Source organism: Inhella sp. (assembly GCF_027532025.1).
Lineage (GTDB): Bacteria > Pseudomonadota > Gammaproteobacteria > Burkholderiales > Burkholderiaceae_C > Inhella.
On sequence record NZ_JAPZSY010000084.1, the window covers coordinates 1 to 26,825 of the forward strand.

General features: G+C 68.8%; 25 protein-coding genes and 1 pseudogene. 14 read left to right on the forward strand and 12 right to left on the reverse strand.

The annotated features are described in order from the left end of the window. Both bamC and dapA read right to left on the reverse strand, forming a co-directional pair. Positions 1 to 619, reverse strand: a 619-nt coding sequence (bamC, locus tag O9335_RS11335; protein ID WP_298388059.1) for an outer membrane protein assembly factor BamC, incomplete at its 3' end; no start/stop codon positions are given. A gap of 42 nt (positions 620 to 661) precedes the next feature. Then, entirely contained in the window at positions 662 to 1,543 is an 882-nt protein-coding gene (gene dapA, locus O9335_RS11340) for a 4-hydroxy-tetrahydrodipicolinate synthase (RefSeq protein ID WP_298388062.1), read from the reverse strand. 151 nt (positions 1,544 to 1,694) lie between these two features. On the opposite strand from dapA, the gene O9335_RS11345 reads away from it, so the two are divergent. The 6 genes from O9335_RS11345 to O9335_RS11370 all read left to right on the forward strand — a co-directional run bounded on the left by O9335_RS11345 (position 1,695) and on the right by O9335_RS11370 (position 9,854). Further along, positions 1,695 to 3,650: a DNA topoisomerase IV subunit B gene (locus O9335_RS11345; RefSeq protein ID WP_298388066.1), complete on the forward strand. Its 1,956-nt coding sequence runs from the start codon at positions 1,695 to 1,697 to the stop codon at positions 3,648 to 3,650. 26 nt (positions 3,651 to 3,676) lie between these two features. After that, a complete protein-coding gene (locus tag O9335_RS11350; protein WP_298388069.1) occupies positions 3,677 to 4,591 on the forward strand; it encodes a hypothetical protein in 915 nt (304 codons plus the stop codon). Continuing rightward, positions 4,588 to 5,124: a GNAT family protein gene (locus O9335_RS11355; protein WP_298388072.1), complete on the forward strand. Its 537-nt coding sequence runs from the start codon at positions 4,588 to 4,590 to the stop codon at positions 5,122 to 5,124. The genes O9335_RS11350 and O9335_RS11355 overlap by 4 nt, the downstream gene beginning before the upstream one ends. Beyond that, the gene (gene parC / locus O9335_RS11360; protein WP_298388075.1) at positions 5,121 to 7,436 is read left to right on the forward strand and encodes a DNA topoisomerase IV subunit A; all 2,316 of its coding nucleotides are present in this window, start codon (positions 5,121 to 5,123) and stop codon (positions 7,434 to 7,436) included. The genes O9335_RS11355 and parC overlap by 4 nt, the downstream gene beginning before the upstream one ends. An 11-nt stretch (positions 7,437 to 7,447) precedes the next feature. Further along, positions 7,448 to 7,729, forward strand: coding sequence for a DUF427 domain-containing protein (locus O9335_RS11365; protein ID WP_298388078.1), 282 nt, complete (start codon positions 7,448 to 7,450; stop codon positions 7,727 to 7,729). Positions 7,730 to 7,802: 73 nt separating this feature from the next. Further along, positions 7,803 to 9,854: a M13 family metallopeptidase gene (locus O9335_RS11370; RefSeq protein WP_298388080.1), complete on the forward strand. Its 2,052-nt coding sequence runs from the start codon at positions 7,803 to 7,805 to the stop codon at positions 9,852 to 9,854. Between the two features lie 22 nt (positions 9,855 to 9,876). On the opposite strand, the gene O9335_RS11375 is transcribed toward O9335_RS11370, so the two are convergent. From O9335_RS11375 to O9335_RS11390, 4 genes are all read right to left on the reverse strand, one after another. After that, positions 9,877 to 10,515 (reverse strand): histidine phosphatase family protein, encoded by a 639-nt coding sequence (locus tag O9335_RS11375; protein ID WP_298388083.1) that lies wholly within the window; start codon positions 10,513 to 10,515, stop codon positions 9,877 to 9,879. After that, entirely contained in the window at positions 10,512 to 11,201 is a 690-nt protein-coding gene (locus tag O9335_RS11380; protein ID WP_298388086.1) for a VTT domain-containing protein, read from the reverse strand. Before O9335_RS11380 ends, O9335_RS11375 begins: the two co-directional genes overlap by 4 nt. Before the next feature lie 86 nt (positions 11,202 to 11,287). Beyond that, the gene (locus O9335_RS11385; RefSeq protein ID WP_298388089.1) at positions 11,288 to 13,066 is read right to left on the reverse strand and encodes a cyclic nucleotide-binding and patatin-like phospholipase domain-containing protein; all 1,779 of its coding nucleotides are present in this window, start codon (positions 13,064 to 13,066) and stop codon (positions 11,288 to 11,290) included. Positions 13,067 to 13,140: 74 nt separating this feature from the next. Beyond that, positions 13,141 to 14,175 carry a quinone-dependent dihydroorotate dehydrogenase gene (locus O9335_RS11390; RefSeq protein ID WP_298388092.1) on the reverse strand — a complete coding sequence of 345 codons (1,035 nt, stop codon included), beginning with the start codon at positions 14,173 to 14,175 and terminating at the stop codon, positions 13,141 to 13,143. A gap of 53 nt (positions 14,176 to 14,228) precedes the next feature. Here O9335_RS11390 and O9335_RS11395 point away from each other — a divergent pair, with 53 nt between their 5' ends. From O9335_RS11395 to rpiA, 4 genes are read left to right on the forward strand one after another with little or no spacing between them, the layout of a single operon-like run. Further along, positions 14,229 to 15,347: a 3-deoxy-7-phosphoheptulonate synthase gene (locus tag O9335_RS11395; RefSeq protein WP_298388095.1), complete on the forward strand. Its 1,119-nt coding sequence runs from the start codon at positions 14,229 to 14,231 to the stop codon at positions 15,345 to 15,347. Positions 15,348 to 15,381: 34 nt separating this feature from the next. Further along, positions 15,382 to 15,834: a hypothetical protein gene (locus O9335_RS11400; RefSeq protein ID WP_298388098.1), complete on the forward strand. Its 453-nt coding sequence runs from the start codon at positions 15,382 to 15,384 to the stop codon at positions 15,832 to 15,834. 4 nt (positions 15,835 to 15,838) lie between these two features. Further along, complete coding sequence (locus O9335_RS11405; RefSeq protein WP_298388100.1) at positions 15,839 to 16,747, forward strand: DUF2145 domain-containing protein; 909 nt, start codon at positions 15,839 to 15,841, stop codon at positions 16,745 to 16,747. A gap of 51 nt (positions 16,748 to 16,798) precedes the next feature. Continuing rightward, on the forward strand, positions 16,799 to 17,461 hold the full coding sequence (gene rpiA, locus O9335_RS11410; RefSeq protein ID WP_298388103.1) for a ribose-5-phosphate isomerase RpiA: 663 nt from the start codon (positions 16,799 to 16,801) through the stop codon (positions 17,459 to 17,461). 181 nt (positions 17,462 to 17,642) lie between these two features. Here rpiA and O9335_RS11415 read toward each other — a convergent pair whose 3' ends face one another. Then, the gene (locus O9335_RS11415; RefSeq protein WP_298388106.1) at positions 17,643 to 17,798 is read right to left on the reverse strand and encodes a hypothetical protein; all 156 of its coding nucleotides are present in this window, start codon (positions 17,796 to 17,798) and stop codon (positions 17,643 to 17,645) included. Between the two features lie 121 nt (positions 17,799 to 17,919). Between O9335_RS11415 and O9335_RS11420 the strand changes: the two genes are divergently transcribed. Together O9335_RS11420 and O9335_RS11425 are read left to right on the forward strand one after the other, a co-directional pair. Then, the gene (locus O9335_RS11420) at positions 17,920 to 18,573 is read left to right on the forward strand and encodes an MBL fold metallo-hydrolase (protein WP_298388108.1); all 654 of its coding nucleotides are present in this window, start codon (positions 17,920 to 17,922) and stop codon (positions 18,571 to 18,573) included. A 154-nt stretch (positions 18,574 to 18,727) separates the two neighbouring features. Further along, positions 18,728 to 19,495, forward strand: a complete 768-nt coding sequence (locus O9335_RS11425) for a collagen-binding domain-containing protein (RefSeq protein WP_298388111.1) — start codon at positions 18,728 to 18,730, stop codon at positions 19,493 to 19,495. A gap of 9 nt (positions 19,496 to 19,504) precedes the next feature. Here O9335_RS11425 and O9335_RS11430 read toward each other — a convergent pair whose 3' ends face one another. From O9335_RS11430 to O9335_RS11445, 4 genes are read right to left on the reverse strand one after another with little or no spacing between them, the layout of a single operon-like run. Beyond that, positions 19,505 to 21,286, reverse strand: a complete 1,782-nt coding sequence (locus O9335_RS11430; protein ID WP_298388114.1) for an ABC transporter substrate-binding protein — start codon at positions 21,284 to 21,286, stop codon at positions 19,505 to 19,507. A 5-nt stretch (positions 21,287 to 21,291) separates the two neighbouring features. Next, positions 21,292 to 22,554 carry an SLC13 family permease gene (locus O9335_RS11435; protein WP_298388117.1) on the reverse strand — a complete coding sequence of 421 codons (1,263 nt, stop codon included), beginning with the start codon at positions 22,552 to 22,554 and terminating at the stop codon, positions 21,292 to 21,294. Further along, on the reverse strand, positions 22,551 to 23,468 hold the full coding sequence (locus O9335_RS11440; protein WP_298388120.1) for a M48 family metallopeptidase: 918 nt from the start codon (positions 23,466 to 23,468) through the stop codon (positions 22,551 to 22,553). Before O9335_RS11440 ends, O9335_RS11435 begins: the two co-directional genes overlap by 4 nt. A gap of 14 nt (positions 23,469 to 23,482) precedes the next feature. After that, positions 23,483 to 25,015: an MFS transporter gene (locus O9335_RS11445; protein ID WP_298388122.1), complete on the reverse strand. Its 1,533-nt coding sequence runs from the start codon at positions 25,013 to 25,015 to the stop codon at positions 23,483 to 23,485. A gap of 64 nt (positions 25,016 to 25,079) precedes the next feature. Between O9335_RS11445 and O9335_RS11450 the strand changes: the two genes are divergently transcribed. Beyond that, positions 25,080 to 25,565, forward strand: coding sequence for a flavin reductase family protein (locus tag O9335_RS11450; RefSeq protein ID WP_298388126.1), 486 nt, complete (start codon positions 25,080 to 25,082; stop codon positions 25,563 to 25,565). A gap of 67 nt (positions 25,566 to 25,632) precedes the next feature. Further along, on the forward strand, positions 25,633 to 26,418 hold the full coding sequence (locus tag O9335_RS11455; RefSeq protein ID WP_298388129.1) for a helix-turn-helix transcriptional regulator: 786 nt from the start codon (positions 25,633 to 25,635) through the stop codon (positions 26,416 to 26,418). Here the strand turns inward: O9335_RS11455 and O9335_RS11460 are convergent. Beyond that, positions 26,370 to 26,825: pseudogene (locus O9335_RS11460) on the reverse strand (patatin domain-containing protein); the annotation flags it as partial. The gene O9335_RS11455 and the pseudogene O9335_RS11460 overlap by 49 nt on opposite strands.

Genomic DNA, 26,825 nt, shown 5'->3' on the forward strand with positions numbered 1-26,825 from the left:
GCTCGCGTTGGGTCGAGGTGTAGACCTCCTGCATGCCCCGGTGGGTGATGGTGATCTCGGTCAGGTTGCCCACGCGTTCGACGCGCGTGCGGTACTTGTCGCGCTCGCCGGTGGAATACAGGCCATCGAGCAGGGTGCCGATGGTGCGACGGATGAAGTCCTTCGGCAGCTTGGCGCGGTTTTCCTTCCATTCGGTTTCCATCACGCCGATGTCGGCCCGCTCTTCGAGGGCCTCGAAGCCCAAGTCTGTCCAGAAGGCGCGGGCCGTGGCGAACACTTGCTCGGGTGTTTGGGTGGTGCGGATCACGCGCACTGCCCCCATTCGGACGATTTCGGCGCCCGGCACTTGGGTCACGGCAACCTTGGTAGGCGCCGCAACAGCCTCAGGGCTCAGGCCGCCACTTTGGGTCAACTGCGAAGCGCTCACGGCGCCTCGTCCCAGGGGCGCTTGCCGCTGCAACTGGGTCAGGTCCGGCGGCACTTCAAGCCCGGTGGTCTGCTTGGATTGAGCCCGGTAGTCCACCTTGTCGCCGGAGAACATGCCATCGAAAGAACTGCAACCCGCGAGGGCCAAAGCCACGCTGAGGGTCAGGACGCGGGGAGCGGGAAAACGGGTCACAGAGACAGTCCTAGCTGGAAGAAATCGAACAAAACGCCGGCGTTACAGCACGCCGGCTTCTTGCAGGGCCATGGCCACAGCGGCCTCACCGCCAGGGGTGAGGGGCAGAAGCGGCAACCGCAGCGCATTGTTGCAGCGGCCCAAGCGGTTCAGCGCCCATTTGGTGGGAGCGGGGCTGGACTCGACGAACAAGGCTTTGTGCAAAGGCAGCAGCTGGAAGTGCAGCGCGGTCGCGGCTGCAGCCTCGCCGCGCAGGGCGGCGGCGCACAGTTGCGCCATCCGGCCGGGTGCCACGTTGGCCGTCACGCTGACCACACCGGCTCCGCCCATGAGCATCATGGCCACGGCCGTGCCGTCATCGCCGGAGTAAATGCCAAAGCCCTTGGGGGCGTGCTTGATGAGCCATGCAGCGCGCTCGATGTTGCCGGTCGCTTCTTTGACCCCAAACACACCGGGCAGCGTGGCACAGCGCAGCGCGGTTTCCGGGGCCATGTCGGCCACCGTGCGACCCGGCACGTTGTACAGCATCATCGGCAGGTCCACCGCTTCGGCGATGGCCTTGTAGTGCTGGTAGATGCCTTCTTGGCTGGGCTTGTTGTAGTAGGGCACGACGCTCAAGTGAGCATCCGCGCCCACTTGCTTGGCGTAGCGGGTGAGTTCGATGGCCTCGGCGGTGGCGTTGGCTCCGGTGCCCGCCAGCACGGGGACGCGGCCTGCCGCGTGTTCAACGGCCACGCGAATGACTTCGCAGTTCTCGGCCATGGTCACCGTGGGTGACTCACCCGTGGTGCCCACCACGCCGATGCAGTTCGTGCCTTGGTCGATGTGCCAATCGATGAGGAGGCGCAGGGCGTCGAAGTCGATGCGGCCGTCGGGGTGCATCGGGGTGACGAGGGCGACGATGCTGCCGTTGATGGGTTTCATGGGTGGGTGTGCGAAAGAGCGCGAGATTCTAGGAGGGTGGCCGGGGACTGTGACGCCGCGCAACGCCCCGAGCGAGGTTGGCGTTGACCCTGGCGGCGTCGGGGCCCATTCTGGGCCTTCCTAGAATCCGCCCCCTCTCACAGGGACCCCCATGGCAGTCACTCCGCAATACGGCGAAGCCTCGATCCGCGTTCTCAAGGGCTTGGAGCCCGTGAAGCAGCGTCCGGGTATGTACACCCGGACCGACAACCCCTTGCACATCATGCAGGAGGTGCTGGACAACGCCGCTGACGAGGCACTGGCGGGCCACGGCAAGCGCATCGCCCTGGTGTTGCACGCCGACGGGTCGGTCAGCGTGGAGGACGATGGGCGCGGGATCCCGTTCGGTTTGCACCCCGAGGAGGGCGTGCCGGTGGTGGAGATCGTGTTCACGCGTTTGCACGCGGGCGGCAAGTTCGACAAGGGTTCCGGCGGCGCCTACAGCTTCAGTGGGGGGTTGCACGGGGTGGGCGTCAGCGTGACCAACGCCCTGGCGCGGCGCTTGGAGGTGACCGTGCACCGCGAGGGGCAAACGGCCAGCATCGCCTTCAGCCACGGGGACGTGGTGCAGCCCGTCAGCGTTCAGCCAGGCGCCCCGCGCAAGCAGGGCACACGGGTTCGGGTCTGGCCTGAGCCACGTTACTTCGACAGCCCCGAGCTCCCCCGGGCCGAGTTGCTTCATCTGCTGCGCAGCAAGGCGGTGTTGATGCCCGGCGTCATCGTGACGCTGAGCGACGAAAAGCGAGGCGAGACGCAGACCTGGCAGTACAAGGGCGGCCTGCGCGAGTACTTGCAGGCCAACCTGAGCGCGGAGCCGTTGGTGGAGTTGTTCGAGGGCGCGCACTACGCCAAGGCCAGCGACAGCGAGAACTTTGCCGAAGGGGAAGGGGCGGCTTGGTGCGTGGCCTTCACCGAGGAGGCGGCCAGCCAGCGCGAAAGCTACGTGAACCTGATCCCCACGGTGGCGGGTGGCACGCACGAGGCAGGCTTGAAGGAAGGCCTCTTTCAGGCGGTGAAGGCCTTCATCGACCTGCATTCGCTGCTGCCCAAAGGCGTGAAGCTGATGCCGGAGGACCTGTTCGGTCGCGCCAGTTTCGTGCTGTCGGCCAAGGTGCTGGACCCGCAGTTCCAGGGGCAAACCAAAGAGAGGCTCAACAGCCGCGATGCCTTGCGCTTGGTGGGCGGCTACGTGCGGCCAGCCTTCGAGCTGTGGCTGAACCAGCACGTCGAGCAGGGCAAGAAGCTGGCAGACCTGGTGATCAAACAAGCGCAGAGCCGCCAGCGCGCTGCGCAGAAGGTCGAAAAGAAAAAAGGCAGCGGCGTGGCCGTGTTGCCCGGCAAGCTCACGGACTGCGAAAGCCGCGACCTGAGCGTGAACGAGTTGTTCTTGGTCGAAGGCGACTCGGCCGGCGGCAGCGCCAAGATGGGCCGCAACAAAGAGACCCAGGCCATCTTGCCCCTGCGCGGCAAGGTGTTGAACACCTGGGAGGTCGAGCGCGACCTGCTGTTCAAGAACAACGAAGTGCACGACATCGCCGTGGCCATCGGCGTGGACCCCCACGCCGCGGGCAGCACGCCCGATCTGTCGGGCCTGCGCTACGGCAAGGTGTGCATCTTGAGCGACGCCGACGTGGATGGGGCGCACATCCAGGTGCTGCTGCTCAGCCTCTTTTACAAACACTTCCCAGGCTTGGTGGCCGCGGGCCATGTGCACGTCGCCCGCCCGCCGCTCTACCGGGTGGATGCGCCGGCGCGTGGCAAGAAGCCGCCGCTCAAGATGTACGCCTTGGACGAGGGTGAGCTGGCGGCCATCTTGGACAAGTTGCGCAAAGAGGGCGCGCGCGAGGGCAGTTGGACCATCAGCCGCTTCAAGGGCTTGGGTGAGATGAGCGCAGAGCAACTGTGGGACACGACGCTGAACCCCGACACGCGCCGTTTGCTGCGGGTGGACGTGCCAGACTTGGCGGCGGCCGACGGGGTGCTGACGCAGCTCATGGGGCGCAACGAGGCCGCCGCGCGCCGCGAGCTGATGGAGCGCCTGGGCGATGCCGTCGAGGTGGACGTTTGAACCACCCCGGCGTGGGGCCGCAGGCGATGGATTGGACCGCCCTGGCCGAAGCTGCGGCCGCCCATCGCGAGGCGGTGACGATGAGCGGTGCGATCGAGCCAGCCGCCCTTCAGGGACTGTCGGCGGTTGTGGATGCTGTGCTGAGCGCCGATGTGCCGGGCTACCGCGCGTTGCCCACTGCCGCGCAAACGTGGCTGGAAGAGGGGCCAAGCGCTTGGGCTCGCACCCGCCGTTGGGCCCTGAGCGGGGCGCTGATTGCGGGCTTGCACGAGCGTTTGCGGGTCTCTAACTTTCCGCCCTCGCTTTGGGACGAATGGCTGGCCCTGGCCCGGCGAGCGCTGGAGCGGATGCAGCGCCACCCCGCGGGGCCCGATCAAGCATGGCCCTCTGAGTGGGAGGACCCCTGGCGCAAGGACCTGGCCGCGCTGTGCCTCCGCGCCGTGCCTTGCGTCAGCCACCTGGTGGTGCCTGGTGCGGGCGTGCCGCGCTCCTGGCTGCTGCGCGGTGTGGTGCGCCAACCGCTGTTAACGTGGCGGTTTTGGGGCGGCATCCAAGGGCGCTTGGCGCCCTACTTGGAAAACCATGTGCACCTCTGGATGCTGGGTGGCTTCAGCCCGGAGGGCCGGGAAGCGTGCTTTCGGCGGGTGGCGCAGCTGTTGCGCCTGTGGCCGCAGGCGAGGGGGCTCATGGGCACCAGTTGGTACTACGACCAGGCCTTGGCCGCAGTCAGCCCCAAGCTGGCCTACCTGCGCCAGGTGCCGCAGGCCCACGGGGCTCTGTTCCTGGAACACCCGCCTTCGGCGCAAGCGGCGCATGATGCTGCCCAGCGCGCACCCGCCCGACGCGCGGCCATCGAGCGCGGGGCCTACCGGCCGCGCGCCGTGACCATGGTTTGGCCGCGAGAACGATTGCTGGCCAGCCCTTGGGGAGCAGCGGCATGAGCACCAACCAAAGAACCGCTTTGCGCCTGCGGCCCACCATGGTCAGCGACCTGGATTGGGTGGTCAGCGTGGAGCAAGACAACGCCAACCGCCCGTTCATCACGGCCTGGGAGCGCACCCAGCACGAGGGGGCGATCCGATTCCCCGATGCGCGTCATTTCATCGTCGAGGGCGAAGCGCAGGAGCGCATCGGGTTCGTGATCCTGCAAGGCTGCCGCAACCCGCATGGCTCGGTGGAGCTCAAGCGTCTGGTGCTGCAGCCCAAGGGGCGTGGGTTGGGGCGGCAGTGCGTGCGTTTGCTCAAGCCGCTGGCCTTTGTGCAGCTCAAGGCGCACCGGTTTTGGCTGGACGTGAAGGCCTTGAACGAGCGGGCGTACCGCCTGTACGTGAGTGAAGGCTTCGTCGAGGAAGGGCGCTTGCGCGAGAGCGTGCGCGTCATGCTGGACGGAGCCGATGGTTACGACAGCTTGATCGTGATGTCGATGCTGGACCGCGAATACCAAGCGCGTCTGGCCATGGGACTGGAAGCATGAGCACACAAGAAACCTTGGATTTTTCGGCCCCCGACACCGGCGACCGCCTGAGCCTGGGCGAGTACGCGCAGCGCGCCTACTTGGAGTACGCGCTCAGCGTGGTCAAAGGCCGGGCCTTGCCGGTCGTGACCGACGGTCAGAAGCCCGTGCAGCGGCGCATCCTGTACGCCATGCTGCGCCTGGGGCTGGCCTGGACCGGGGCCAACGGCGCCAAGCCGGTCAAGTCGGCCCGCGTGGTCGGCGACGTGCTGGGCCGTTTCCACCCGCACGGCGACCAAGCCGCCTACGACGCCCTGGTGCGCATGGCGCAGGACTTTGCCCAGCGCTACCCGCTGGTGGACGGGCAGGGTAACTTCGGTTCGCGCGACGGCGACGGCGCGGCCGCCATGCGTTACACCGAAGCCCGCTTGACCCCGCTCGCCCGGCTGCTCATGGAGGAGCTGGACGAAGGCACGGTGGACTTCACGCCGAACTACGACGGCTCGACCGAAGAGCCCAAGGAGCTGCCGGCGCGCCTGCCCTTCGTGCTGCTCAACGGCGCCAGCGGCATCGCTGTGGGCATGGCTACCGAGGTGCCCAGCCACAACCTGCGCGAGGTGGCCGCCGCTGCGGTGGCCCTGCTCAAGCAGCCCACGCTCAGCGACGACGAGCTGTTCACCCTGCTGCCGGGGCCTGACTTCCCGGGCGGGGCGCAGATCATTTCCAGCCCGGAAGAGATCCGCGCCGCGTACAGCACCGGCCGCGGCAGCCTGAAGTTGCGCGCGCGCTGGAAGGTGGAAGACCTGGCCCGGGGCCAGTGGCAACTGGTCATCACCGAGCTGCCGCACGGCGTCTCCAGCCAGAAGGTGCTCGAAGAGATCGAGGAGATCTCGAACCCCAAGGTCAAGACCGGCAAGAAGGCGGTCACGCCCGAGCAGCTGCAGTTGAAGAACACGCTGCTGGCCGTGCTGGACGGCGTGCGCGACGAAAGCAGCAAGGACGCCGCCGTGCGCCTGGTGTTCGAGCCCAAGAGTCGCACCGTGAGCGTGGACGAGCTGACCCAGGTGCTGCTGGCGCACACCAGCTTGGAGACCAGCAGCCCCATCAACCTGACGATGGTCGGCCTGGACGGCAAGCCGGTGCAAAAGACCTTCCGCCAGGTGATCACCGAATGGCTGACGTTCCGCCAAACGACGATCGAGCGCCGCAGCCGCCACCGCCTGGGCAAGGTCAACGACCGCATCCACATCCTCGAGGGCCGGCAGCAGGTGCTGCTGAACATCGACGAGGTGATCCGCATCATCCGCAACAGCGACGAGCCCAAGCCGGCCTTGATCGAGCGATTCCGCCTCAGCGACCGGCAGGCCGAGGACATCCTCGAGATTCGGCTGCGCCAGTTGGCGCGGCTGGAAGCGATCAAGATCGAGCAAGAGCTGGCTGAGTTGCGCACCGAGGGCGCCAAGCTGGAAGAGATCTTGGCCAATCCGTCGTCGCTGCGGCGCTTGATGGTCAAGGAGATCGAGGCCGACGCCAAGCAATTCGGCGACGAGCGCCGCACGCTCATCCAAGCCGAAAAGCGCGCCTCGGCGGAGCTGAAGGTGGTAGACGAACCGGTGACCGTGGTCGTCAGCCAAAAGGGCTGGGTGCGCGCCATGAAGGGCCACGAGGTCGACGTCAACGGCCTGGCCTTCAAGGCGGGCGACGGCCTGTACGGCACCTTCGCGTGTCGCAGCTTGGACACGCTGATTGCCTTGGGCAGCAGCGGCCGCAGCTATTCGGTGGCTGTCAGCACGCTGCCGGGTGGGCGGGGCGATGGCGCGCCGATGACCAGCCTGATCGAGCTGGAAGCGGGCACGCAACTGCTGCACTACGTCGCCGGGCCGGCGACGCAGAGCTTGGTGCTGGCGGGCAGCCTGGGCTTCGGGCTGGTGGCCACCATCGGCGACCTGACGGCCTCCAAGCGCGTGGGCAAGACCTTCTTGGCCCTGGAAAAGGACGAGCTGCCGCTGCGCCCGGCGCTGGTGTCGCCCGCGCTGCCGCAGCTGGCGGTCCTCAGCACCGAAGGCCGCCTGCTGACCTTCCCGGTCACCGAGCTCAAGCTGCAGCCCAAGGGCGGCCGAGGCTTGACCTTGATCGACCTGGAAGGCAAAGACCGCCTGCACGCCTTGGCCTGCTTCGCCACGCAGCTCAACCTGAGCGGCATCGCCCGCGGCAACAAGCCCAAGGACGACGTGTTGCGCCTGTCGGGGCTGGCCGCCCACGCCGGCAAGCGCGCGCGCAAGGGCAAGGACGTGGACGGGTTCAAGCAAGTCACCGGCATGACCGGGCAGTGAAGGGGACGGCGATGAAAGCGATTTGGAACGGCACCGTGGTGGCCGAAAGCGACGACACCGTCGTCGTGGAAGGCAATCACTACTTCCCCGCCAGCAGCCTGAAGCGGGAATTCACCACCTTCAGCAACCACCGCAGCAGTTGCCCCTGGAAGGGCCAGGCGCAGTGGATGAGCCTGTTCGTCAACGGCGAGATGCTGCCGGACGCCGTGTGGTTCTACCCCGAGCCCAGCGACGCGGCGGCCGAGATCAAAGACCGCGTGGCCTTCGCGCGGGGCGTGCAAGTCATCGACTGAGCCAGGGGCGTCCTGCCGGCGGGCGCGGTTTGTCCGGGGTGCGCAAGCCGCCGGCGGCGTTGAGAATGCCCGGATGAAACGCACGCTCATTGCCTTCGCCGCCGTGGCCATCGCGGCGGTGGCCCAGGCGCAAGACCAGCCACTGTCGCGACTGCCTGCCACGCCCAGTCTGGACGTGACGGCCATGGACCGCAGCGTGAACCCCTGCGACGACCTCTACCAGTTCGCTTGCGGCGGCTGGATGGCCGCCAACCCGATTCCGGCCGACCAATCGCGCTGGAGCGTGTACGCCAAACTGGCCAACGACAACCAACGCTACCTGTGGGGCGTGTTGCAAGATTTGGCCAGCCGCGGCGCCGAGTCGGGGGCCAGCGCCGACCAGCGCAAGCTGGGCGATTACTTTGCCGCCTGCATGGATGAAGCCGCCATCGACCGAGTCGGGGCCGAGCCCCTGCAGCCTTGGTTGGCGCGCATCCAAGCCCTGAAGCAGCGGCGTGAGTTGCCGGCGCTGCTGGCGGCCTTGCATCAGCACTTTGGCAGTGGCGGGTTGTTGTTCGGCTACGGTTCGGGGCAAGACCTGCGCGACCCCGATCGCGTCATCGCCTTCGTCTTGCCGGGTGGCTTGGGTCTGCCGGATCGTGACGACTACCTGCGCCGCGATGCCAAAAGCCGCGAACTGCGCGGGCACTACCGCGCGCACATCGAACGCCTGTTCGTGTTGATGGGCGACACGCCCGCCCAGGCCCAAGCCGCAGCCCGCACCGTGCTGGCGGTGGAAACCCAATTGGCCCGCGCGAGCCTGACTCGCGTGCAGCAGCGCGACCCCTACGCCACCTTCCACCCCATGGGTGTGGCGCAGTTGCAGGCCCTGGGCACGGGCTTCGACTGGCGCGCCTACCGGCGGGCCCTTGGCGTGCCGGAGGGCGATGCCCACAACGTGAACGAGCCTCGGTTCGTTCGCACCCTGACGGCTTGGCTGGCGCGTGCGCCCATGGCCGAGGTGCACACCGTGCTGCGCTGGCACTTGGCCCGCAGCGCGGCCCCCAAGCTGAGCAAGGACTGGCAGCAGGCGCATTTCGACTTTTACGAGCGCGTCCTGCAAGGCACGCCCGAGCCCAAGTCGCGGTGGAAGACCTGTGTGCAGTGGGCGGATGCGCAGATGGGCGAAGCCCTGGGCCGCGAGTACGTGGCGCGCACCTTCGGCCCCGAACTGAAGGCCAAGGTCGTGACCATGAGCCATCAGATTCAAGAGGCCATGGCCAAGCGCATCGCGCAGTTGGATTGGATGACCCCCGCCACCCGAAGCAAAGCCTTGGACAAGCTCAAGCGCGTGGTTCACAAGGTGGGCTACCCCGAGCGCTGGCGCGATTACGGCAGCCTTTCGGTGCGGCGCGACAGCTTCTTCGCCAACGTCACGGCCGGGCAGGCCTTCGAGATGGCCCGCGACCTCGCCAAGATCGGCCAGCCCCTGGACCGTGGCGAGTGGGGCATGACGCCGCAAACCGTCAATGCCTACTACCACCCGCAGATGAACGACATGAACTTCCCGGCGGCGGTGCTGCAACCGCCGCTGTTCGACCCGCGCTTGGACGATGCCCCCAACTACGGCAACACCGGCGGCACCATCGGGCACGAGCTGGTGCATGGCTTTGACGACGAGGGTCGGCAGTTCGATGGGCTGGGGCGGCTGAAGGACTGGTGGACGCGCGCCGATGCCAAATCCTTTGAAAAACGGGCGGCCTGCGTGGTCGACCAGTATGCGCAGTACACCGTGGTGGACGACATCAAGATCAACAGCCGCCTGACCCTGGGCGAGGACTTGGCCGACCTGGGCGGTTTGGTGCTGGCCTGGGTGGCGTGGCAGGCTCAAGTCCAGGGTCAACCTTTGGGCGAGCGCGACGGGCTGGCGCCCGAGCAGCGCTTCTTCGTCGGTTTTGCGCAATGGGACTGCAGCCACGACCGCCCCGAAGCCGCCCGCGTGCACGCCCGCACCGACCCGCACTCGCCGGGCCGCTACCGCATCAACGGGGTGGTGGTGAACCTGCCCGAGTTCGAAAAAGCCTTTGCTTGCAAGCCGGGGGATCGGTTGGTGAAGCCCGACGCACAGCGCTGCCGCGTTTGGTGAGGCAACGCGAGCAGGGTTGGGCTCAGCCGCCCTGGTCGTCAAGGGCGGTGTCGAGATGGCTGCCCAGCCCCCAGGCCTCGACGTGCCACCCGCGCGCGTCGGCCAGCAACCAGTTGATGGCTGCGTTGGGCAAGGCGTGCTGGCGCGGCGTGAACAAGTCTTGGCCGGTGGCCAAGCGGTAGGCCATGTCCAGCACGCCCCCATGGGCCACCGCGAGCACGGTGCCCTCAGGGTGCTGGCTTCGGAGGTCGGCCAAAGCGGCGCGCACCCGGGCCGAAAACGCGTCCAGGCGCTCGCCACCCGGCGGCAGGTAACTCGGGCTGCGGGATTGCAGCAGCGCGTGTTGCTCGGGGTCGTGTTGGGCGATCTCGGCTCGCGTCAGCCCCTGCCAATCGCCATGATGGCGCTCGCGCAAGCGGGGTTCGGGCACGCAGAGCACCCCGGGCTGCCGCGCGGCCACCGCTTGGGCCGTGTGCCAGGCCCGCAGCAGCGGGCTGCTGACGATGGCGTCGAAGGCCACGGTGCTCAGTTCGGCGGCCAAGGCCTGAGCCTGTCGCTCGCCCTTGGCGTTCAGCGGAATGTCCGTCCAGCCCTGCAAGCGATGCTCCGCGTTCCAGGGGGTTTCGCCGTGGCGAACCAAGCACAGGCGAAGGGGCCTCATGCGCGCCGCACCCAGCGTCGCAGTGCCCAGGGGGCGGCGGCCACGGCGGCCACCAGGGCCAACACGCCAACCAGACCCAGCAGCACGCTCCAGCCGCCCTGACTGGACGTTTGCATCTGCGCCAGGAGCGCCGGCGCTGCCCAGGCCACGACCAACACCATGGGCAGCATGCCGATGAGATTGCCCAGCACCAGCGCGCCCCAGGCGATGCGGGTGCTGCCCAGCAACAGGTTGACCACCGCAAACGGCGCCGCCGGCACCCAGCGCACCAGCACGACCGCCACCAGACCCCGGCGAGACGCCGCCTCATTCCAGGCTGTCAACCGGGGGCCAGCCCATTGGCTGAGCGCCGCCTGGCCCAAGCCGCGTCCGAGGGCGTGGCTGATGAGCGCGCTGACGGAAGCGCCGCCCAGGGCCAGCACGCCACCCCACAAGGGGCCGAAGGCCAACACGGCGAGCGAGGTGAGCACCGACAAGGGCACGGCCAGTGTGCACGCCAGCACGAAGCTGCCCAACACCGCAGGCCAGCCCAGCTGTTGAGCCGCCCCACGCCAGGCGTCGATCAGGGCCAGGGGTGTCCAGACGCTCCCCTGGCTGGCGACCTGCCAGCCCAAGCCGAGGGCCAGCAGCGCCACGGCCAGGGCCAAGAGCCAGCGCAAGCGGGTTCGGACGGTGTGATCCAGCATGGGTGAAGTGTCGGTGGCCACCCGTGACGGGCGTGTGGCGAGGAGCTGTCCGCCGGACCTTGACGCTGGGTTGGCCGTGGGGCCCGTCATCGGCGGGCCGGGGGGCGGACATCCCAGTTGGCGATGGCCTGGACCGCGTGGTTGTAGCCCCGCTCGATGATCTCGGACGACCGCTGGTAGTCGTTGAGTGCGAAATCCGAGACGGGTGGCTCGAGATGGAAGTCCGCCAGCTTGGCCGTCTTCTGTTTTTGCAGATGGCCGCTCACCTGACCCGCAAGCTGCAGGATGTTGCCGAGGCCGGGCATGGATTGACCGCCGTCCGGTGTGCCGCGCACCTGGGCGGGCGCGCTGGAGGAGCCGGGCAACTCTTGAACGTCGACATCGATGGCAATGACGGTGCCGTGGCCTCGCCGACGCTCCATCGGCGCGCTCAGTCGCTGGCGCATGGCCTCGACGGGCACGTGGTCGAGGGCGGCGCCATCCACCAACAGATCGCCGTCGTACAGCACCGGTGGCAGCAAGCCGGGCGGGCTGTTGCTGGCCAACACGGCACGCCACAGCGGTCCGTGGTCCAGCACCGTGGTGGCGGCCCGGCTGAGGTTGCAGGCGGTGATGAAGAACGGCGTCCACAGCCCGTCGATCTGCGCGTGGTCGCACAAGCGACGCAAACCCTGCTCCATGCGTCGCCCGGACAACAGGGACACCACGGGCTGGGTCGGCCTGTCGGGTTGGGTCATGAGGTCGACCACGCGCGACGCGATGGCGTCCAGGCCGTGCCCCAGCGCCCACTGGGAACCGATGAGCGCGCCCATGCTGTGGCCGCCCAGCAAGTCGACGGGCATGCCGGCCTCTGCCAGCGCCCGCATGACGCCCAAACTGGCCAACCCCCGAGCGCCGCCGCCCCCCAGCACCACGCCGATGGCGCGACCGATCAACAGCCGCGCCAAGCGTCCCAAGTCGTCGGCATGGTGCCGACGCAGCGGCAGCACGCGCTCCAGCCGGGGACGGTCTTGCCGCCACGGCCGGGTGGGTGAGGGGTGGGCACTGCCTTCTGGGTAGACCACGACCAGGTGCTGCCGCTTGAAATCGAACCCCGCCTCTTCGCGCAGCCGTCGCTCCAGCGGCCCCGGCAATGGGCTGGTGCCCGGGGTGGCCACGAAAAGGATGTGATCGGCTTGGCGCAACGCCAAACGGGTCCAGGGGTTGGCAGCCGGCTCGGCTCGGATGAGCAAGACCTCGCTCTGTCGGTCGTGGTGGTCGATCCGCAGCATGGCCTGCGCCACGTCGAGGTCGGTGCTGGTGTCGCCACTGGGTTCCATCAACGCGCAGCCACCGAAGGCGCCGAAGGCCAAGTGCAGGTCCCGCGCCAGCATCTGGGCCTCGGGGCCGGGTTGCAAGGGCACGATGGCGATGGTTGGGGCTCGCTGGCCTTCGTCGGCCGGCTGAAAGTGACGCAGGTGGTTTTGCAAGGCCTGCACGAACAAGCGGCTGAACACGAGTGGGTTCAGGCGCAGCAAGTGCTCGTAGCCCGCCAAGGGCAGTTCGGCCACGGTGGCGTCCCGTAGGGCCACCAAATCGGCGGTGCGGGCTTGCTCGAGCAGCAGGGCGGCCACCCCACTGACATCACCGGGGCCCAGCACGTTGTAAAGCAGCAAGTCGTTGGTGTCGCCCGTCCTCGACACCCGAAGTTGGCCTTCCAGGACGATGTACAGCGAATGGCCGATGTCGCCCTCGGAGAACAGCCGGGCGCCAGCCGGCAGCCGCTGCACGCGCAACTGCCCGACCAAGGCTGCCCGTTCGGGCGGCGGCAAGACGCCAAAGACGGGGCTGCGGCGCAGCACCTCGTGGACCTGGGTGTCGTTCATGGTGCCAACGGTGGCACAAGGTGTCGCCTGTCGCCCCCAGAGAAACGCGAAGACCGTCCGGACTTCTCAGCCTTTCAGCCTTTGAGCGCCATCGCGGCCTCGCGCACCAAGGCCGGGCCGCGGTAGATGAGGCCGGTGTAGACCTGCACCACATCGGCCCCGGCGCGCCTTTTGGCTGCGGCGTCGGCACCGCTCATCACGCCGCCCACGCCCACGATGGGGAATTCAGGGCCCAGGGCCGCCCGCAGCAGGCCAATGACCCGGTTGCTGGCTTCGCGCACCGGCGCGCCCGAGAGCCCGCCAGCCTCGCCAGCATGGCGATGCCCCGCCACAGCGTCCCGGCTGAGCGTGGTGTTCGTGGCGATCACGCCATCCACCCCACAGTCCCGCAGCGTGGCGGCAATGACGCCGACCTGAGCCTCGTCCAGGTCGGGGGCGATCTTCACGAACAGCGGCACCCGCCGCTGCTGGGTCGCCGCCAAGTGCTCACGCCGGGCCATCAGCACGTCCAGCAGGGCCTTCAAGGCCTCGTCGCTCTGCAGGCTGCGCAGGTTGGCGGTGTTGGGGCTGCTGATGTTGACGGTGATGTAGTCGGCATGGGGGTACACGCCCTCCAGCCCCTTGAGGTAATCGCTGGCCGCGTCTTCGATGGGTGTGGCCGCGTTCTTGCCAATGTTCAAGCCCAACACGCCGCCACCGGCGCGAAAGGCCTTGGCGCGTTGCACGTTGAGCAGGAAAGCGTCCAGCCCCTCGTTGTTGAACCCGAGCCGGTTGATCAACGCGTCGTGCTCGGGCAGGCGGAACATGCGCGGCTTGGGGTTGCCCGGCTGGGCCTTGGGGGTGACCGTGCCCACCTCAATGAACCCAAAACCCATCGCGCCCAAGCCGTCGATGGCGCGACCGTTTTTGTCCAGCCCGGCCGCCAACCCGATGCGGTTGGGCAGCCGCAGGCCGGCCACCGTGACCGGGTCGTCCACCCGTGCTTGCGCCCACGTGCAGGCCAGGGGCGTGCGCTGGAAGCGCTCCAGGTTGGCCATCGTCAATTCGTGGGCGTGCTCCGGGTCGAGGGCAAACAGGGCAGGGCGAGCGAGGGCATAAGGGAACAGCATCGGGCGGGGTACTCAAAGCGGCAACAATGCTTGGGATTCTCCCAGCCGCATTCATGAAACGATTCGACGACCCGACCCACGACCGCGAAGTGGGCGATGCCACGCAAGACGCCACCCGCACCGACGACACGCGCATCCGCGCCGTGCGGCCCCTGATCAGCCCAGCCCTCTTGCTGGACGAACTGCCTCCGTCCGAACAGGCCCTCACCCTGGTGGAGCAAACCCGCGCCGACATCGGGCGCGTGCTGCGCGGCGAGGACGATCGGCTCATCGCGGTGGTGGGCCCCTGCTCCATCCACGACCACGACGAAGCCATGGCCTATGCCCGGTTGTTGAAGGGCTTGGCCGATGCGTTGGCGGGCGAACTCATCACCGTGATGCGCGTGTACTTCGAAAAACCACGCACCACCGTGGGTTGGAAGGGCTACATCAACGACCCCAGCTTGGACGGCAGCTTCCGCATGAACGAGGGCTTGCGCCAGGCGCGGCAACTGCTGCTGGACGTCACCGCCCTGGGCCTGCCGCCGGCCACTGAGTTTTTGGATCTGCTGTCACCGCAATACATCGCCGACCTGATCGCCTGGGGCGCCATCGGCGCGCGCACCACGGAAAGCCAGAGCCACCGCCAGTTGGCCAGCGGCCTGAGTTGCCCCGTGGGCTTCAAGAATGGCACCGACGGCAGCGTGAAGATCGCTGCCGACGCGGTGCTCGCTGCGCGCAGTGGCCACGCGTTCATGGGCATGACCAAAATGGGCGCCGCCGCCATTTTTGAAACCCGCGGCAACGACGACTGCCACTTGATCCTGCGCGGTGGCAAATCGCCCAACTACGACGCCGGCAGCATCGAGTCCGCCTGCGCCGCCTTGCGCGCCGGGGGGGTGCGCGAGCAAGTGATGGTCGACTGCAGCCATGGCAACAGCAGCAAGCAATACGAGAAGCAAGTCGAGGTGGCGGACGACATCGCCCGGCAGATTGCTGGCGGCGACCGCCGCATCGCCGGCGTGATGATCGAAAGCCACCTTCAGCCCGGTCGACAAGACCTCGCCGCCGGCATGCCCAAGAGCAGCCTGCGCCCGGGTGTGAGCCTGACCGACGCCTGCCTGGGCTGGGCGCAGACCGAACCCGTGTTGCGTCGCCTGGCCCACGCCGTGCTCCAACGACGCGCCGCCTGAATCTCCACGTCCTCCTGTCACCCGAAAGCTCCCCATGACCCTCCGCGCTCCCTTTGTTCTGACCCTGTGCGTTGTCTTGGCGTTGCCCGCCGCAGCCGACACCTTGACCTCCAGCGCGGCCAGCTTGGCCTCGCAGTCGGTGGCCAGCTTGTCCGACTCCGTCAGTGGCAGCAGCCAAAGCTCGTCGGGCGGCGAGAAGAAGGTGGCCGCCGGCACCTACCGGGTGACCGAGGTGGCCCAGGCGCCGCAACGCCCGGGCAAGCTCCAACTGCACTTGGAGCCGGCCGGGGAGGGCGCCCAGCCCTTCGTGCTCACCCTGGATGCGCAGTTGGCACAGCGCGAGGGCGTGGCGCGGGTGGGCGCGCTGGTGGAGGCCCAGCCTCGGCCCTACGGCGTCGCCTTCGCGCGCACCGAGGCAACGCAGCCTTTCCTGCTGGCCTTGGCCGATGCCTGGATGAGCGACCTCGACGCCCGCGCCCTGCGCTGAAGCTTTGCGTTGCGCGATCGCCGGCGTGCTGGCCGGCCTGGTGCTGGTTGCCGGGGCAGAGGCCGCCCGGGCCTCGGCCTTCAACGCCGCCTGGTGCGATGGCGGCGCCGCCCGATGGAGCACCGGCGAGCAAGATCGGCTCCTCCGATTCGCCGCGGTGGTGCGTCAGCAGTTGGAGCAGTCGCCCGAGCCCGCGGCCCTCATCAGCCGCTCAGGGCTGCGCTTGGCGCGCTGGGGCGTGCGCTACAGCCACGCGGGCCTGAGCCTGTCGGCCCACCCCCAAGGCCCTTGGGCCGTGCGGCAGTTGTATTACGCCTGCGATGAAGGCCGCCCTCGTGTGTTCGACCAAGGCGTGGCCGGCTTCTTGTTCGGCACCGAAAGCCCTCGCTTGGGCTTCGTCTCCCTGATGTTCATTCCCGGAGAAGAGGGCCTGAGCCTTCAGCGCACCGCCCTGGATGACGGGCGCGCCCAAGCGGTGCTGCACCCCGACTACAGCGCCAACGCCCACCCCTTCGCTTTGCGCTACCAGAACTGCAACCAATGGGTGGCCGAGTTGATGGGCACGGCCTGGGCGCCCGCGGCGTCCGATCGAGCCAGCGCTCAGGCTTGGTTGCGCGAGGCGGGGTACGCGCCTCAAGCCGTCGATGCCGGGTCCCGCGCCTGGCTGTGGTTGGCACGCGCCCTGGTGCCCTGGGTGCACTTCGACGACCACCCGGACGACGACTGGTCCCGTGCCCAAGTGCGAACCACCTTGCCAGCGGCCCTCGAGGCCTGGCTGCAAGCGCGTCACCCCGCTGCCCGTCGCGTCGAGTTGTGCCACAACGAGCACCATGTGGTGATCCGGCACGGCGGCGAGCCCTTGAGCGCCCAGTGCGAGGCAGGCCCAGGCGACCAACTCGTTCCACTGCCCTGAGGCGCGGCCGGCAGGCGGGCCTGGGTTGGATGGGCTTGCGACAATGCCGGCATGAATGCAACCGAACTCAAGCGCCAGGTGGCGCAAGCGGCCTTGGCTTACGTGCAACCGGGGCAAGTGCTCGGCGTGGGCACCGGCTCGACGGTGGACCTGTTCATCGACGCACTGGCTGCCAGTGGCGTGCCGTTGGCAGGCGCCGTCAGTTCAAGCGAGCGCAGCACCCGGCGCCTCCAGGCTGCCGGGATCCCGGTGCTGGAGGCAGGGGAGGTCGAGCGCCTGGGGGTGTACGTGGACGGCGCCGATGAAATCGATCCGCGCGGCCACATGATCAAAGGCGGCGGCGCTGCCCTGACGCGCGAAAAAATCGTCGCCGACTTGGCCGATCGCTTCGTGTGCATTGCCGACGAGACCAAGTGCGTGGACGTGCTGGGGGCGTTTCCGCTGCCCGTGGAGGTCATTCCCATGGCCGCCGCGCAGTTGTCGCGCCGTTTTGCCGCCTGGGGCGGGCAGGCTCGCCTCCGAGCAGGCTGCGTGACCGACAACGGGCAGCACATCCTCGACGTGACCGGGCTGCGCATCCACGACCCCGTGGCCTTCGAGACGGAAGTCAATCAGTGGCCCGGGGTGGTGACCGTGGGCGTGTTCGCCCGCCATCGGGCTCGTGTCGCCCTCATCGCCACCGCTGAGGGCGTGATCACGCGACAACACGACTGACAGGCTCGGGCTCCCCCCCCACAAGCAATTTGGCGCGTCGAGCCGCCACGATCAGGGCGTTTGAGGCTGGCCATGCAGGACGATGGCGCAAGCGCAGGTTCCGCGCGCTTCGCGGCCGCTGATCCACCTGGGCGCAGAGCAGGCTGGACCGAGGCCTGGCGCGACATGGCTGGGCTTGGATCTACGCATCCAACTCGGCCAGTTGCTGGCCGAAGAAGTCGACGGTCTCCAAGGCCTGCTGCGAGGCGAACAGATGCTCGCGCCGCCAAGGGCTCTGCAGCGCCAGCGCACTCTCTTCCTCACCGGCCTTGATGCGGCAGTTGCGCAGGGCGGCCAAGCGGTGCGGATTGGCCGCGGGGATCAAGACTTTGGCGACGGGCCGTCGTGGCTTGCGGGAAGATGTTCGAGACTTTGACCGCACGTTCAAACCTTTGTTGTCAACTCCCCTCAACCCAACCATGCTCCGCTACGAAACCCTCCCCGTCACGCCCTTCCAGCAGAACTGCTCGCTGGTTTGGTGCGACCAAACGAACGAGGCCGCTTTGATCGATCCGGGCGGCGAGATCCCGCGCCTCTTGGCGGCGGTGAAGGCGCGGGGGTTGACGCTCAAGGCGCTGTGGCTGACGCACGCCCACATCGACCACGCCGGGGCCACGGGCCAGTTGGCGCGCGAGCAAGGCTTGCCCATCGTGGGGCCGCACCCGGGCGACCAGTTCTGGATCGATGGGTTGCCCCAGCAGAGTGTCATGTTCGGCTTTCCGCCGGCCGAACCCTTCACGCCCACGCGCTGGTTGGCCGATGGCGACACGGTGCAGATCGGCCACGAGACCCTGCACGTGCGCCATTGCCCGGGCCACACGCCGGGCCATGTGGTGTTTCACAGCGCCAGCGCCCAGCGGGCCTTTGTGGGGGACGTGCTTTTCGCCGGCTCCATCGGGCGCACCGACTTCCCTCAGGGCAACTTCGACCAGCTCATCGCCTCCATCACCCAGCGCCTGTGGCCCATGGGCGACGAGACGGTCTTCATCCCCGGCCATGGCCCGGAAAGCAGCTTCGGCGAGGAGCGGCGCAGCAACCCCTTCGTGGCCGATGCGGCCTTGCGCGGGCGCTGACCCTGTTTCGAAACCGTGAACTAGTTCTCGGTTTCATGCGGTTAGCGTGTGGCGCGATCGTTCGATCGAGGGGGGTGCGTTCGGCCGGGCGGGGCGCGGGCATTTCCAAAATGCGACCGAGCGCTGCCTGCACCGGCGCGGCGTCGGGGTTTCCATGAGTGTCCGCAGTTCTCCTCCCTCCATGTTGGCCTCGGCCTTGCTGAGCTTCAGCGCCACGCCGGTGTTGGCTGGCGTGCGGGGCACGGAAGCGGTGAACGTTTGGCAGGCCGCCGTGCGCTCGGCGGCGGAGCCGGCCTCCGAGCCGGGTGATTTGCCCAGCGCTTGGTCGGCCTGGGACGCCTGGGGCGGCTGGGGGTCTTCGCACGGGGACTTGGCTCAGCCTTCGATCGTGTCGGGCAGCGACTTGCGCCGCACCTTGCACACCCTGGCGCAGCGCTTGGCCGGGCTGGCGCCCACCGGCACGTCGGAGGTGCGTGACGGCCGGCTCATGTTGGGCCCGAGCCTGCCGCGCCAGGGGGTGCATGTGTTTGACGTGGCGCCCGGCTTGCTTTACCCCTTCTTGCTGGACACCTTTGTGGGACCGGACGAGTGGTTGGTGGTCAATCTGACCGCGCCGATGCAGGTGGAGTTTCAGGACGACATGCCCGGCAGCGGACTCAGCACGGTGGCCGATCGGCTGATCTTCAACGTGGTCAACGCCCCCGACGTGTTGGCTCGGCGCGGCCAGGGCCTGCTTTTGGCCCCGAACAGCGATGTGGTGGCGGCCAGCAGCGGGGCTTGGGCGGGCATGGTGGTGGCCGACGACCTGCGCCACCGTCAAGAGGTGGGCTGCGAGTCGCTGCACGAGCGCCGCTTGCGTCCGCGCGAGGCGCCGGTGCCGTTCACCGCGGCGGCCACGCTGCTGATGTCGCGCCGCGTCTGAGCGGGCGGATCAGGCCAGGTCGACCGCGCGCCAAACGTCCCGCGTGAAGCGGTGACGGCGGTAGCCCACGACGTGGGCGTGGCTGATGTCGACGCGCAGCGCATGGCTGTGGGCCATGTAGGGCATGTAGGTGAGCATCAGGCGCTGGGCTTGGCGGATGGCGGCCAGGCGCTCAGGCCCATCGGGCAGGGCACGCTGGGCCTCGTAGGCGCGGTCGTAGGCGGGCAGCTGGAAGCGGGCGTCGTTGCTTTGGCCGCTGTTGGGTCCGTAGGCCAGGGCGAGGAAGAAGTCGCCGTCGGGGAATTGGGTACTCCAGGCAAAGCTCCACATCTGCAGCCGCCCGGCCAGGGAGTTCTTGATGAGTTCGCCGAACTGTCCGGGCTCGAAGCGGATGCGCAGGCCCACGGCCCGCATGTGCTTCTCCCACAGTTCGTTGATCTGACGCTGTCGGGCGTCCTGGATGCCCGCCATGCGCAGCACCAGGGGGCGGCCATCGGGGTGTTCGCGCCAGCCGTCGCCATCCACGTCGCGGTAGCCGTAAACGTCCAGCAGGGCGTTGGCGCGGGCCCGATCGCCGGCGCCCATGTCGGTCTTGAGCGCGGGGTCGTAACCAGTGACGCCGGGGGCCATCAGGGACTGTGCGGGCAGACCTTGATTGCGGAACACCAGGCGCAGTTCGGCTGCGTTGTCGTAGGCCAGCGCGATGGCGCGGCGCAGGGCCACACGCTCGGGGCCGAGGCCGCCGAGGTCGGGGTCCTGGCAGTTGAAGAAGGTTTGCCGCACGCTGGCGTCGAGGAAGCGGTGCACCTGCACGCCGCGTCGCGCCAGGGAGGGCGCCAGCCGCCCGTGGGGCAGGGCCGCGCTGGCCATGGATTGGGGCAGTTCCATGGCGTCGATGTCGCCGCCGACGAAGGCCAGCCAACGAGGCTGGTCTTCTTGCACGATGCTGATGTCGACCTCGTCCACCATCGGCAGGCGACGCCCGCGCAGGCGCTCGGCCAGGGCCACGGCCTCGGGGTCGTTCGGGGGCGGCGTGGCCTCGTAGTGCTGCTCTCGAAAGCCGGGGTTGCGGGCCAAGAGCACGCGCGAGCCGCGGCGCCAGTCTTTCAGGATGAAAGGGCCCGTGCCCACGGGGTGGGCGGCGACTTGGTCGCCGTAGGCCTCGACCACCTCGCGCGCCACGGCCCCGCTGAGGCCGGAAACCGCGAACAAGGCCAGAAAGCGCGGCGATGGGCGGGCCAGACGCACTTCAAAGCGGTAGCGGTCCAGGGCACGCAGGCCGGGCACAGGGGTGTCGTAGTCCAGCGCGGTTTTCGCGGCCAGGGCGCGCTGGCGCAGTTCGCTCAGGCCGAGCAGGCCCTCGTTCTCGAACAGGTACAGGTGCTCGCTGGGGATGCGCGGGTCGTAGTAGCGCTTGATGCTGTAGACGTAGTCCGCCGCCACCAGCTCGCGCCGCTGGCCGCCGAAGGCCGGGTCGTCCGAGAAGAAGATGCCGGGCCGCACGGTGAACACGAAGTGTTGGTGGTCGTCGCTCACCTCGGGCATCGTGGCCGCGGTGAGCGGCCGCAGCAGGGCGGGCTCGGCCAGGGGGTCGTAGGTCAGCAGCGACTCGAAGATGTGCGCGTTGATGGTGACCGAGGTGCGGTCGGACACGCGAGGCGGATCGAAGCCGACTTCGGCGATGTCGGCGGCCACGCGCAAGCGCTTGGGGCCGGCGGCTGGCGACCGGGCCGGGAGTGCCAGTGCGCCCGTGCCCAGGGCCAGTGCGTGGCGGCGGTTCAGCAGGGTCATCGCCATCATCGTGCCATGGCCAGCCAGCCCCACGTGATGGCCAGGCTGCTCAGCGCTGCGGGGCCGGCCAGGCGCAGGTGCTGGCGCCAGTCGATGGCGACCCCTTGTTTGGCGGCCAGGTCCACGACGATGAGGTTGGCGATCGACCCCACCAACAGCACGTTGCCTGCCAAGGTGCTGACCAGGGCCAGCAGCACGCCCGCCTGTTGTGGATCGGTGCCCAGGTGCGGCAGCAGCAGCATGACGGCCGGCACGTTGGAGACGACGTTGCTGAGCACCACGCTGACGACGGTCAGCGTGCCGGGCTCGTGCAGGTGCAGGCCCTGGGTGCCCGCCCAAGTCACAGCCTGCGCGGCCAGGCCGGTGCTTTGGAAGGCGTGGTTGACCACGAACAAGCCGATGAACAGCAGCAGCAGGGCGCCATCCACCCGGCCCATCACTTCGCTGCTGTGCAGGCGCCGGCTGAGCAGCAGCAGACCCGCGCCGACCAGGGCGGCGAGTTCGCGCGGCAGGTCGGTGGCCAGGAACACAACCAGCAACGCCAAGGCCACGGCCAAGCCCTTGGCGCTTTGCCAGGCGTCGAAGGGCGGCGAGGCGTCCGTCACGGTCGCCGCCGGAGCGCGTTCCGCCCAGCCTGCGCGGCCGGTGCCGTGCACCAGCCACACCCACAGGCAGACCAAGCTCAGCAGCACGGGGCCGATGGCAATGGCGAGGTAGCCGCCGAAGTCCAGCGCCAGCACGGAGCCAATGAGCATGTTTTGCGGGTTGCCGATCAACGTGGCCGCCGAGCCGATGTTGGCGGCGCAGGCCAGCCCAACCAAGAAGGGCAAGGGGGGCAGCCCGCGCTGGCGGCACAGGGCCACCACCACGGGGGTGACGGCCAGGCACACCACGTCGTTGGTGAAGACGGCCGACAGCGCAGCACTGACGGCCAGCAGCGCCGCCAGCAGCGAGGGCCCCGACCCGGGCAGCGCACCCACGCGACGCGCGACCTCACCGAAGAAGCCGCCCAGCTGCATTTGCGCGGCCAGCACCATGAAGCTGAACAGCAGCACCAGGGTGGGCCCGTCCACGGCCTGCGCGGCTTCGCGCACGCCCCAGCCGGTCAGAGGCAGCACCGCGATGGCGCCCAACACCGCCACGCCGGTGCGGTCCAGGCGCAGCTTGGGCAGCCCCCCCAGGAACATGCCGACGTAGACGACGGCGAAGACGGCCAAGATGCCCCAGTCTGCGTGGCTGGGGCTCAGCGCGTCGGGCGCCGGGCTCACGCGCTGGCCACGGGGAAGCGCTGGTCGGGCTTGGGCGCGCGGGCCACCAAATTGGCCACTTTGGGCAAGGCGCCGCGGATGTCTTTGATGCGCGTGGGGCCACTCGGGTGGGTGCTCAGGAACTGCGGCGGCGCGCCCTTGCTGGCCTGGGCCATCTTTTCCCAGAGCGTGACGCCGGCGGCCGGGTCGTAGCCCGCGCGGGCGGCCAGCTCCATGCCCACGAGGTCGGCTTCGCTTTCGTCTTCGCGGCTGAAGCGCAGGGTCATCAGTTGGGCCCCCATCTGCAGCGCGGCGTCGCCCAGGTTGCCCAGGCCGAAGTAGCTGGAAATGAGGTTGGCCCCGATGCGCGTGGCCGTGGTCTTGCCCAGGCGCTCGCGGGCGTGTTCGCGCAGTGCGTGTGCGATCTCGTGGCCCATGATGGCGGCAACCTCGTCGTCGTTGAGCTGCAGGTTGACCAGGATGCCGCTGTAAAAGGCGATCTTGCCGCCGGGCATGCAAAAGGCGTTGAGCTGCTTGTTGCGGATGAGGTTGACCTCCCACTGCCAGCGGGCCGCACGGGCGTTCCAGGGCGCCGTGTGGGGCAGGATGCGCTGCGCGATGTAGCGCAGGCGGCGCACTTGCTCGTGGTCGGCCGGTACCAGGGCGCCTTGGCCGTTGGCCTCGCGCTTGACCTGGGCGTACTGCGCCGCCCCAGCGGCTTCGATCTGTTCGGCCGGCACCAACGAGGCCACCCGGCTGATGCGGCCCACGTCGCCCGCCACGCCGTCCTGTGCCAGCGCGGGCAGGGCGGCGCCGGCCGCCAGCAAGCCGGTGAACAGGCGGCGCGTGGTGGGCGTGGGGTGGCAATCGCAGTGGCCCCAGCCGTGCACGGGGGCGCTGGGCAGGTGGGGGTCGTGGTCGGGCAGCAGGTTCATGGCCGTGATTGTGGTCAGTCGTCGGTGGGCACGCCAGTGCTGGGGCGATCCAGGGCTGAAATGGGGGCGCGCAGCGCCCACAACAAGAGCACGCCCGGCACGGCGAAGGCGATGGACACCAAGAAGAACGTGGGCCAGCCGATGCTCTCGGCCAACACCCCGGCCAGCGGGCCCACCCACACCCGGCCCACCGAGGCCAGGGCCGACAACAGGGCGAACTGCGTGGCCGAGTAGCGCTGCTGGCACAGGGCCATCATGAAAGCCAAGATAGCCGCGGTGCCCATGCCGCCGCACAGGTTGTCGATGGCCACCACCATCAAAAGGCCACCATCCAGCGTGGTGGCGGTGGCCAGCTTGACGATCGTCCAGTCGAAGGCGGGCACGGTTACCGAGCCCATCTGACCCGCGCCCTGCACCGCCAGCCACCAAAACCCGAGGTTGCTGACGCCCTGCAGCACAGAGAAGGCCAGCAGGGAGCGAAACAGGCCCAGGCGCAGCATCAGCAGCCCGCCCAGCAGCGCGCCGCCGATGCTCAGCCACAGGCCGAAGAGCTTGTTGGCCACGCCCACTTCGGCGCTGCCGAAGCCCACGCCGGTGAGCAAGAAGGGCGTGAGCAGGCTCACCGAAAACGCGTCGCCCAGCTTGTAGAGCACGATGAGTGCCAGCATCGCCTTGGCGCCGGGCTGGGCCAGGTACTCGTTCAAGCCGCCGAGCAGGGTGCCAAAACGCGCCCGGCGGGCGGTGTACGCCGCCAGCGGGCCCACCACGGCCAGGCCCAGCAGCAGCACGGCCAGGTCGGTCCACTTCTTGCCCAGGGGCGTGGCGGGAGCCAACAGGGTCTGCACCGCTGGCTCCAGCACTTGCTGGGTCAGCACCACGCCTGCGGCCACGGCAGCCACCACGGCGGCAAAGCCGACGAGGTCGCGCCGCGCGTCGGTCTCGGGCCGCAAGCTGCGCGGCAGGCGCGGGCTCAGGGTGAGCGTCAGCACGGCGGCGCCCAGCATGGTCAGCGCGAAGCCCTGGTACACCGTGGGCCAGCTCAAGCCGCCCGCGGCCGGGTCCACCCAGATGAAGGCCAGCCCGCCGCTGACCACCATGGCCAGGCGGTAGCCCAGGGTGTTCAGGCTGGCGCCCAGCGCGCGTTCGTCGGGCGGCAGCAGGTCGGCGCGGTAGGCGTCGTAGGCGGCGTCTTGGCTGGCGCTCAGGAAGGCGATCAGCACGGCCATCGCGGCGAAAGGGCCGAGCTGCGTGGCCGGGTCCAGCTGCGAGATGCCCCACAGCGCGGCGGCCAGCAGGGCTTGCGTGAGCGCGATCCAGCCGCGCCGGCGCCCGGCCCAGGGCAGGTCGAAGCGGTCGATCAGCGGCGCCCACAGGAACTTGAAGGTGTAGGGCAGGCCCACCAGCGTGAGGAAGCCGATGGTGGCCAGGCTCAGGCCGCTTTGCGTCAGCCAGCCCTGCATGGCCTGGCCGCTCAGCGCCAAGGGCAGGCCGGAGGCAAAGCCCAGCAGGACGACGACGGTGAGGCGGTGCAGGCGGGCGATGAGCATGGGCGCAGAAGGGGGATAGACGGCCGGGCGGGCGCGGCATGGTAGGCCCGCTCACAATCGGCCCATGTCGCCGCCCGACGCCCCTTCGTTTCGCGCCGCGCTCGGGCTGTTTGCCACGGGCGTCACCATCGTCACCGCCCGCGCGGCCGACGGCACCCCTGTGGGCTTGACGGCCAACAGCTTCAACTCGGTGAGCTTGAGCCCGCCCTTGGTGCTTTGGAGTCTTCGCACGGCGGCCCACACCATGCCCGCCTTCGCGCGGGGCAGCCACTACGCGATCCACATCCTGGCAGCCGAGCAGTTGGAGTTGGCCAAGCGCTTTGCCACGCGCGACATCGACCGCTTTGCGGGCCTGGTCACCGAGGACGGCGCCGGGGGCGTGCCGCTAATCCCCGGTTGCGCGGCGGTGTTCGAGTGCGCCAATCGCAGCCAGTACGAAGAGGGCGACCACGTCATCTTCGTGGGGGAGGTCGAGCGCTGCATGCACCGCGCCGGCGCCCAGCCGCTGATCTTCCACGGCGGCCGCTACTTCACCGAGTTGCCGCTGTAGGGTCCCGCTGCGCGACGCCTGTTTGGCATGATCGCGGCCAGCAAAAGCATCAGGGAGACCCCAAGCCATGACTTCGGCGGCCCGACTGTTCGACGTGCTGCGCGCCGACATGAAGGCCGCTGGCATCACCTACCGTGCGCTGGCGCAGCGCATCGGCATGAGCGAATCGAGCGTGAAGCGCATGTTCAGCGAACAGGACATGCCGCTGTCTCGACTGGCGCAGGTGAGCGAGGCTGTCGGCGTGGCCTTCGAAGAGCTGCTCGTCCGCGCCGCCCGCTCGGCGCCCGAGTTGACGCGGCTGACGCTGGAGCAGGAGCGGGCGCTGGTGGCCGACCCGCGGCTGCTGCTGGTGGCGATTTGCTGCTTGTCGCAATGGACCGTGGAGCAGATGCTGGGAGCTTACACGTTGACGCCTGCCGAGGTCGTGGCTTCGCTGGTGCGGCTGGACCGCCTCGGGCTGATCGAGCTCAAGGTCGACAACCGGTACCGCTTGGCCGTGAGCCACTCGTTCCACTGGCGCCGCGAGGGGCCGGTGATGGCCTATTTGCGCCGCCATGTGGTGGATGAGTTCTTCGATGCCGGTTTCGATGGCCGTGGCGAAACCTTGGTCACGGTGCATGGCCAACTCTCGCCTGCTGGGGCTGTCGAGATGGCGCAGCGGGTCGCACAGTTGGCCGGGGCCTTCGTGCATCGGCAGCGCGAGGACCAGCGCGACCCCGCCGCCGCTGGCGACGGCTACACGCTGATCGTGGGCTTGCGCTCGTTCGAGTTGGGGGCCTTCACCGAGATGCGCCGCCGCACCGCTCAGCGCAACAGCGCCGAGGGCAGCAGCACGGAGCCGAGGAAGAGGTAGGCCGAGCTGCCCCCATGGCGGGTGTGGCCGAAGCCCACGTAGACGGGGCCAAAGCGCGTGTCCAACACCGTGAACAAGGAGCCGCCCGCGCGCAACGGGCTGTCGGCGAGGCCGTTGGATTGGCTGGCTTTACCGGCCTCCAGCGACGCTCCCACCCGCACCGCGCCGCCCAGGGCCGCCGGCAGGGTGGCGATTTGGCGCGCCAGCACCGCACGGCCAAACACAACCCGCTGGCCCACCACCGAGTCGGGTGGCGCTCCCGACAGGCGCAGGAAACCGCCGAGCGCCAGCGGAACCGTGGCATTCAGCGACAGTCTTAGCCCCGCTGCGTAGACGTGACCCGCCCACAGCCCGCTGCTAGCAGCGTAGAGGCTGTCGAAGCGACTGCTGAAGCGCGTTGCGTTCGG

What these genes read in the sequence shown, in the direction of transcription:
- O9335_RS11390 (WP_298388092.1), bottom strand. Translation starts at nt 14,175, where the DNA reads ATGCTGTTCCCTTATGCCCTCGCTCGCCCTGCCCTGTTTGCCCTCGAC.
- O9335_RS11445 (WP_298388122.1), bottom strand. Translation starts at nt 25,015, where the DNA reads ATGCTCATCGCCCGCCTGCACCGCCTCACCGTCGTCGTCCTGCTGGGC.
- parC (WP_298388075.1), top strand. Translation starts at nt 5,121, where the DNA reads ATGAGCACACAAGAAACCTTGGATTTTTCGGCCCCCGACACCGGCGAC.
- O9335_RS11430 (WP_298388114.1), bottom strand. Translation starts at nt 21,286, where the DNA reads ATGACCCTGCTGAACCGCCGCCACGCACTGGCCCTGGGCACGGGCGCA.
- O9335_RS11355 (WP_298388072.1), top strand. Translation starts at nt 4,588, where the DNA reads ATGAGCACCAACCAAAGAACCGCTTTGCGCCTGCGGCCCACCATGGTC.
- O9335_RS11420 (WP_298388108.1), top strand. Translation starts at nt 17,920, where the DNA reads ATGCTCCGCTACGAAACCCTCCCCGTCACGCCCTTCCAGCAGAACTGC.
- O9335_RS11350 (WP_298388069.1), top strand. Translation starts at nt 3,677, where the DNA reads ATGGATTGGACCGCCCTGGCCGAAGCTGCGGCCGCCCATCGCGAGGCG.
- O9335_RS11440 (WP_298388120.1), bottom strand. Translation starts at nt 23,468, where the DNA reads ATGAACCTGCTGCCCGACCACGACCCCCACCTGCCCAGCGCCCCCGTG.
- O9335_RS11385 (WP_298388089.1), bottom strand. Translation starts at nt 13,066, where the DNA reads ATGAACGACACCCAGGTCCACGAGGTGCTGCGCCGCAGCCCCGTCTTT.
- dapA (WP_298388062.1), bottom strand. Translation starts at nt 1,543, where the DNA reads ATGAAACCCATCAACGGCAGCATCGTCGCCCTCGTCACCCCGATGCAC.
- rpiA (WP_298388103.1), top strand. Translation starts at nt 16,799, where the DNA reads ATGAATGCAACCGAACTCAAGCGCCAGGTGGCGCAAGCGGCCTTGGCT.
- O9335_RS11375 (WP_298388083.1), bottom strand. Translation starts at nt 10,515, where the DNA reads ATGAGGCCCCTTCGCCTGTGCTTGGTTCGCCACGGCGAAACCCCCTGG.
- O9335_RS11370 (WP_298388080.1), top strand. Translation starts at nt 7,803, where the DNA reads ATGAAACGCACGCTCATTGCCTTCGCCGCCGTGGCCATCGCGGCGGTG.
- O9335_RS11425 (WP_298388111.1), top strand. Translation starts at nt 18,728, where the DNA reads ATGAGTGTCCGCAGTTCTCCTCCCTCCATGTTGGCCTCGGCCTTGCTG.
- O9335_RS11455 (WP_298388129.1), top strand. Translation starts at nt 25,633, where the DNA reads ATGACTTCGGCGGCCCGACTGTTCGACGTGCTGCGCGCCGACATGAAG.
- O9335_RS11395 (WP_298388095.1), top strand. Translation starts at nt 14,229, where the DNA reads ATGAAACGATTCGACGACCCGACCCACGACCGCGAAGTGGGCGATGCC.
- O9335_RS11380 (WP_298388086.1), bottom strand. Translation starts at nt 11,201, where the DNA reads ATGCTGGATCACACCGTCCGAACCCGCTTGCGCTGGCTCTTGGCCCTG.
- O9335_RS11450 (WP_298388126.1), top strand. Translation starts at nt 25,080, where the DNA reads ATGTCGCCGCCCGACGCCCCTTCGTTTCGCGCCGCGCTCGGGCTGTTT.
- O9335_RS11345 (WP_298388066.1), top strand. Translation starts at nt 1,695, where the DNA reads ATGGCAGTCACTCCGCAATACGGCGAAGCCTCGATCCGCGTTCTCAAG.
- O9335_RS11365 (WP_298388078.1), top strand. Translation starts at nt 7,448, where the DNA reads ATGAAAGCGATTTGGAACGGCACCGTGGTGGCCGAAAGCGACGACACC.
- O9335_RS11400 (WP_298388098.1), top strand. Translation starts at nt 15,382, where the DNA reads ATGACCCTCCGCGCTCCCTTTGTTCTGACCCTGTGCGTTGTCTTGGCG.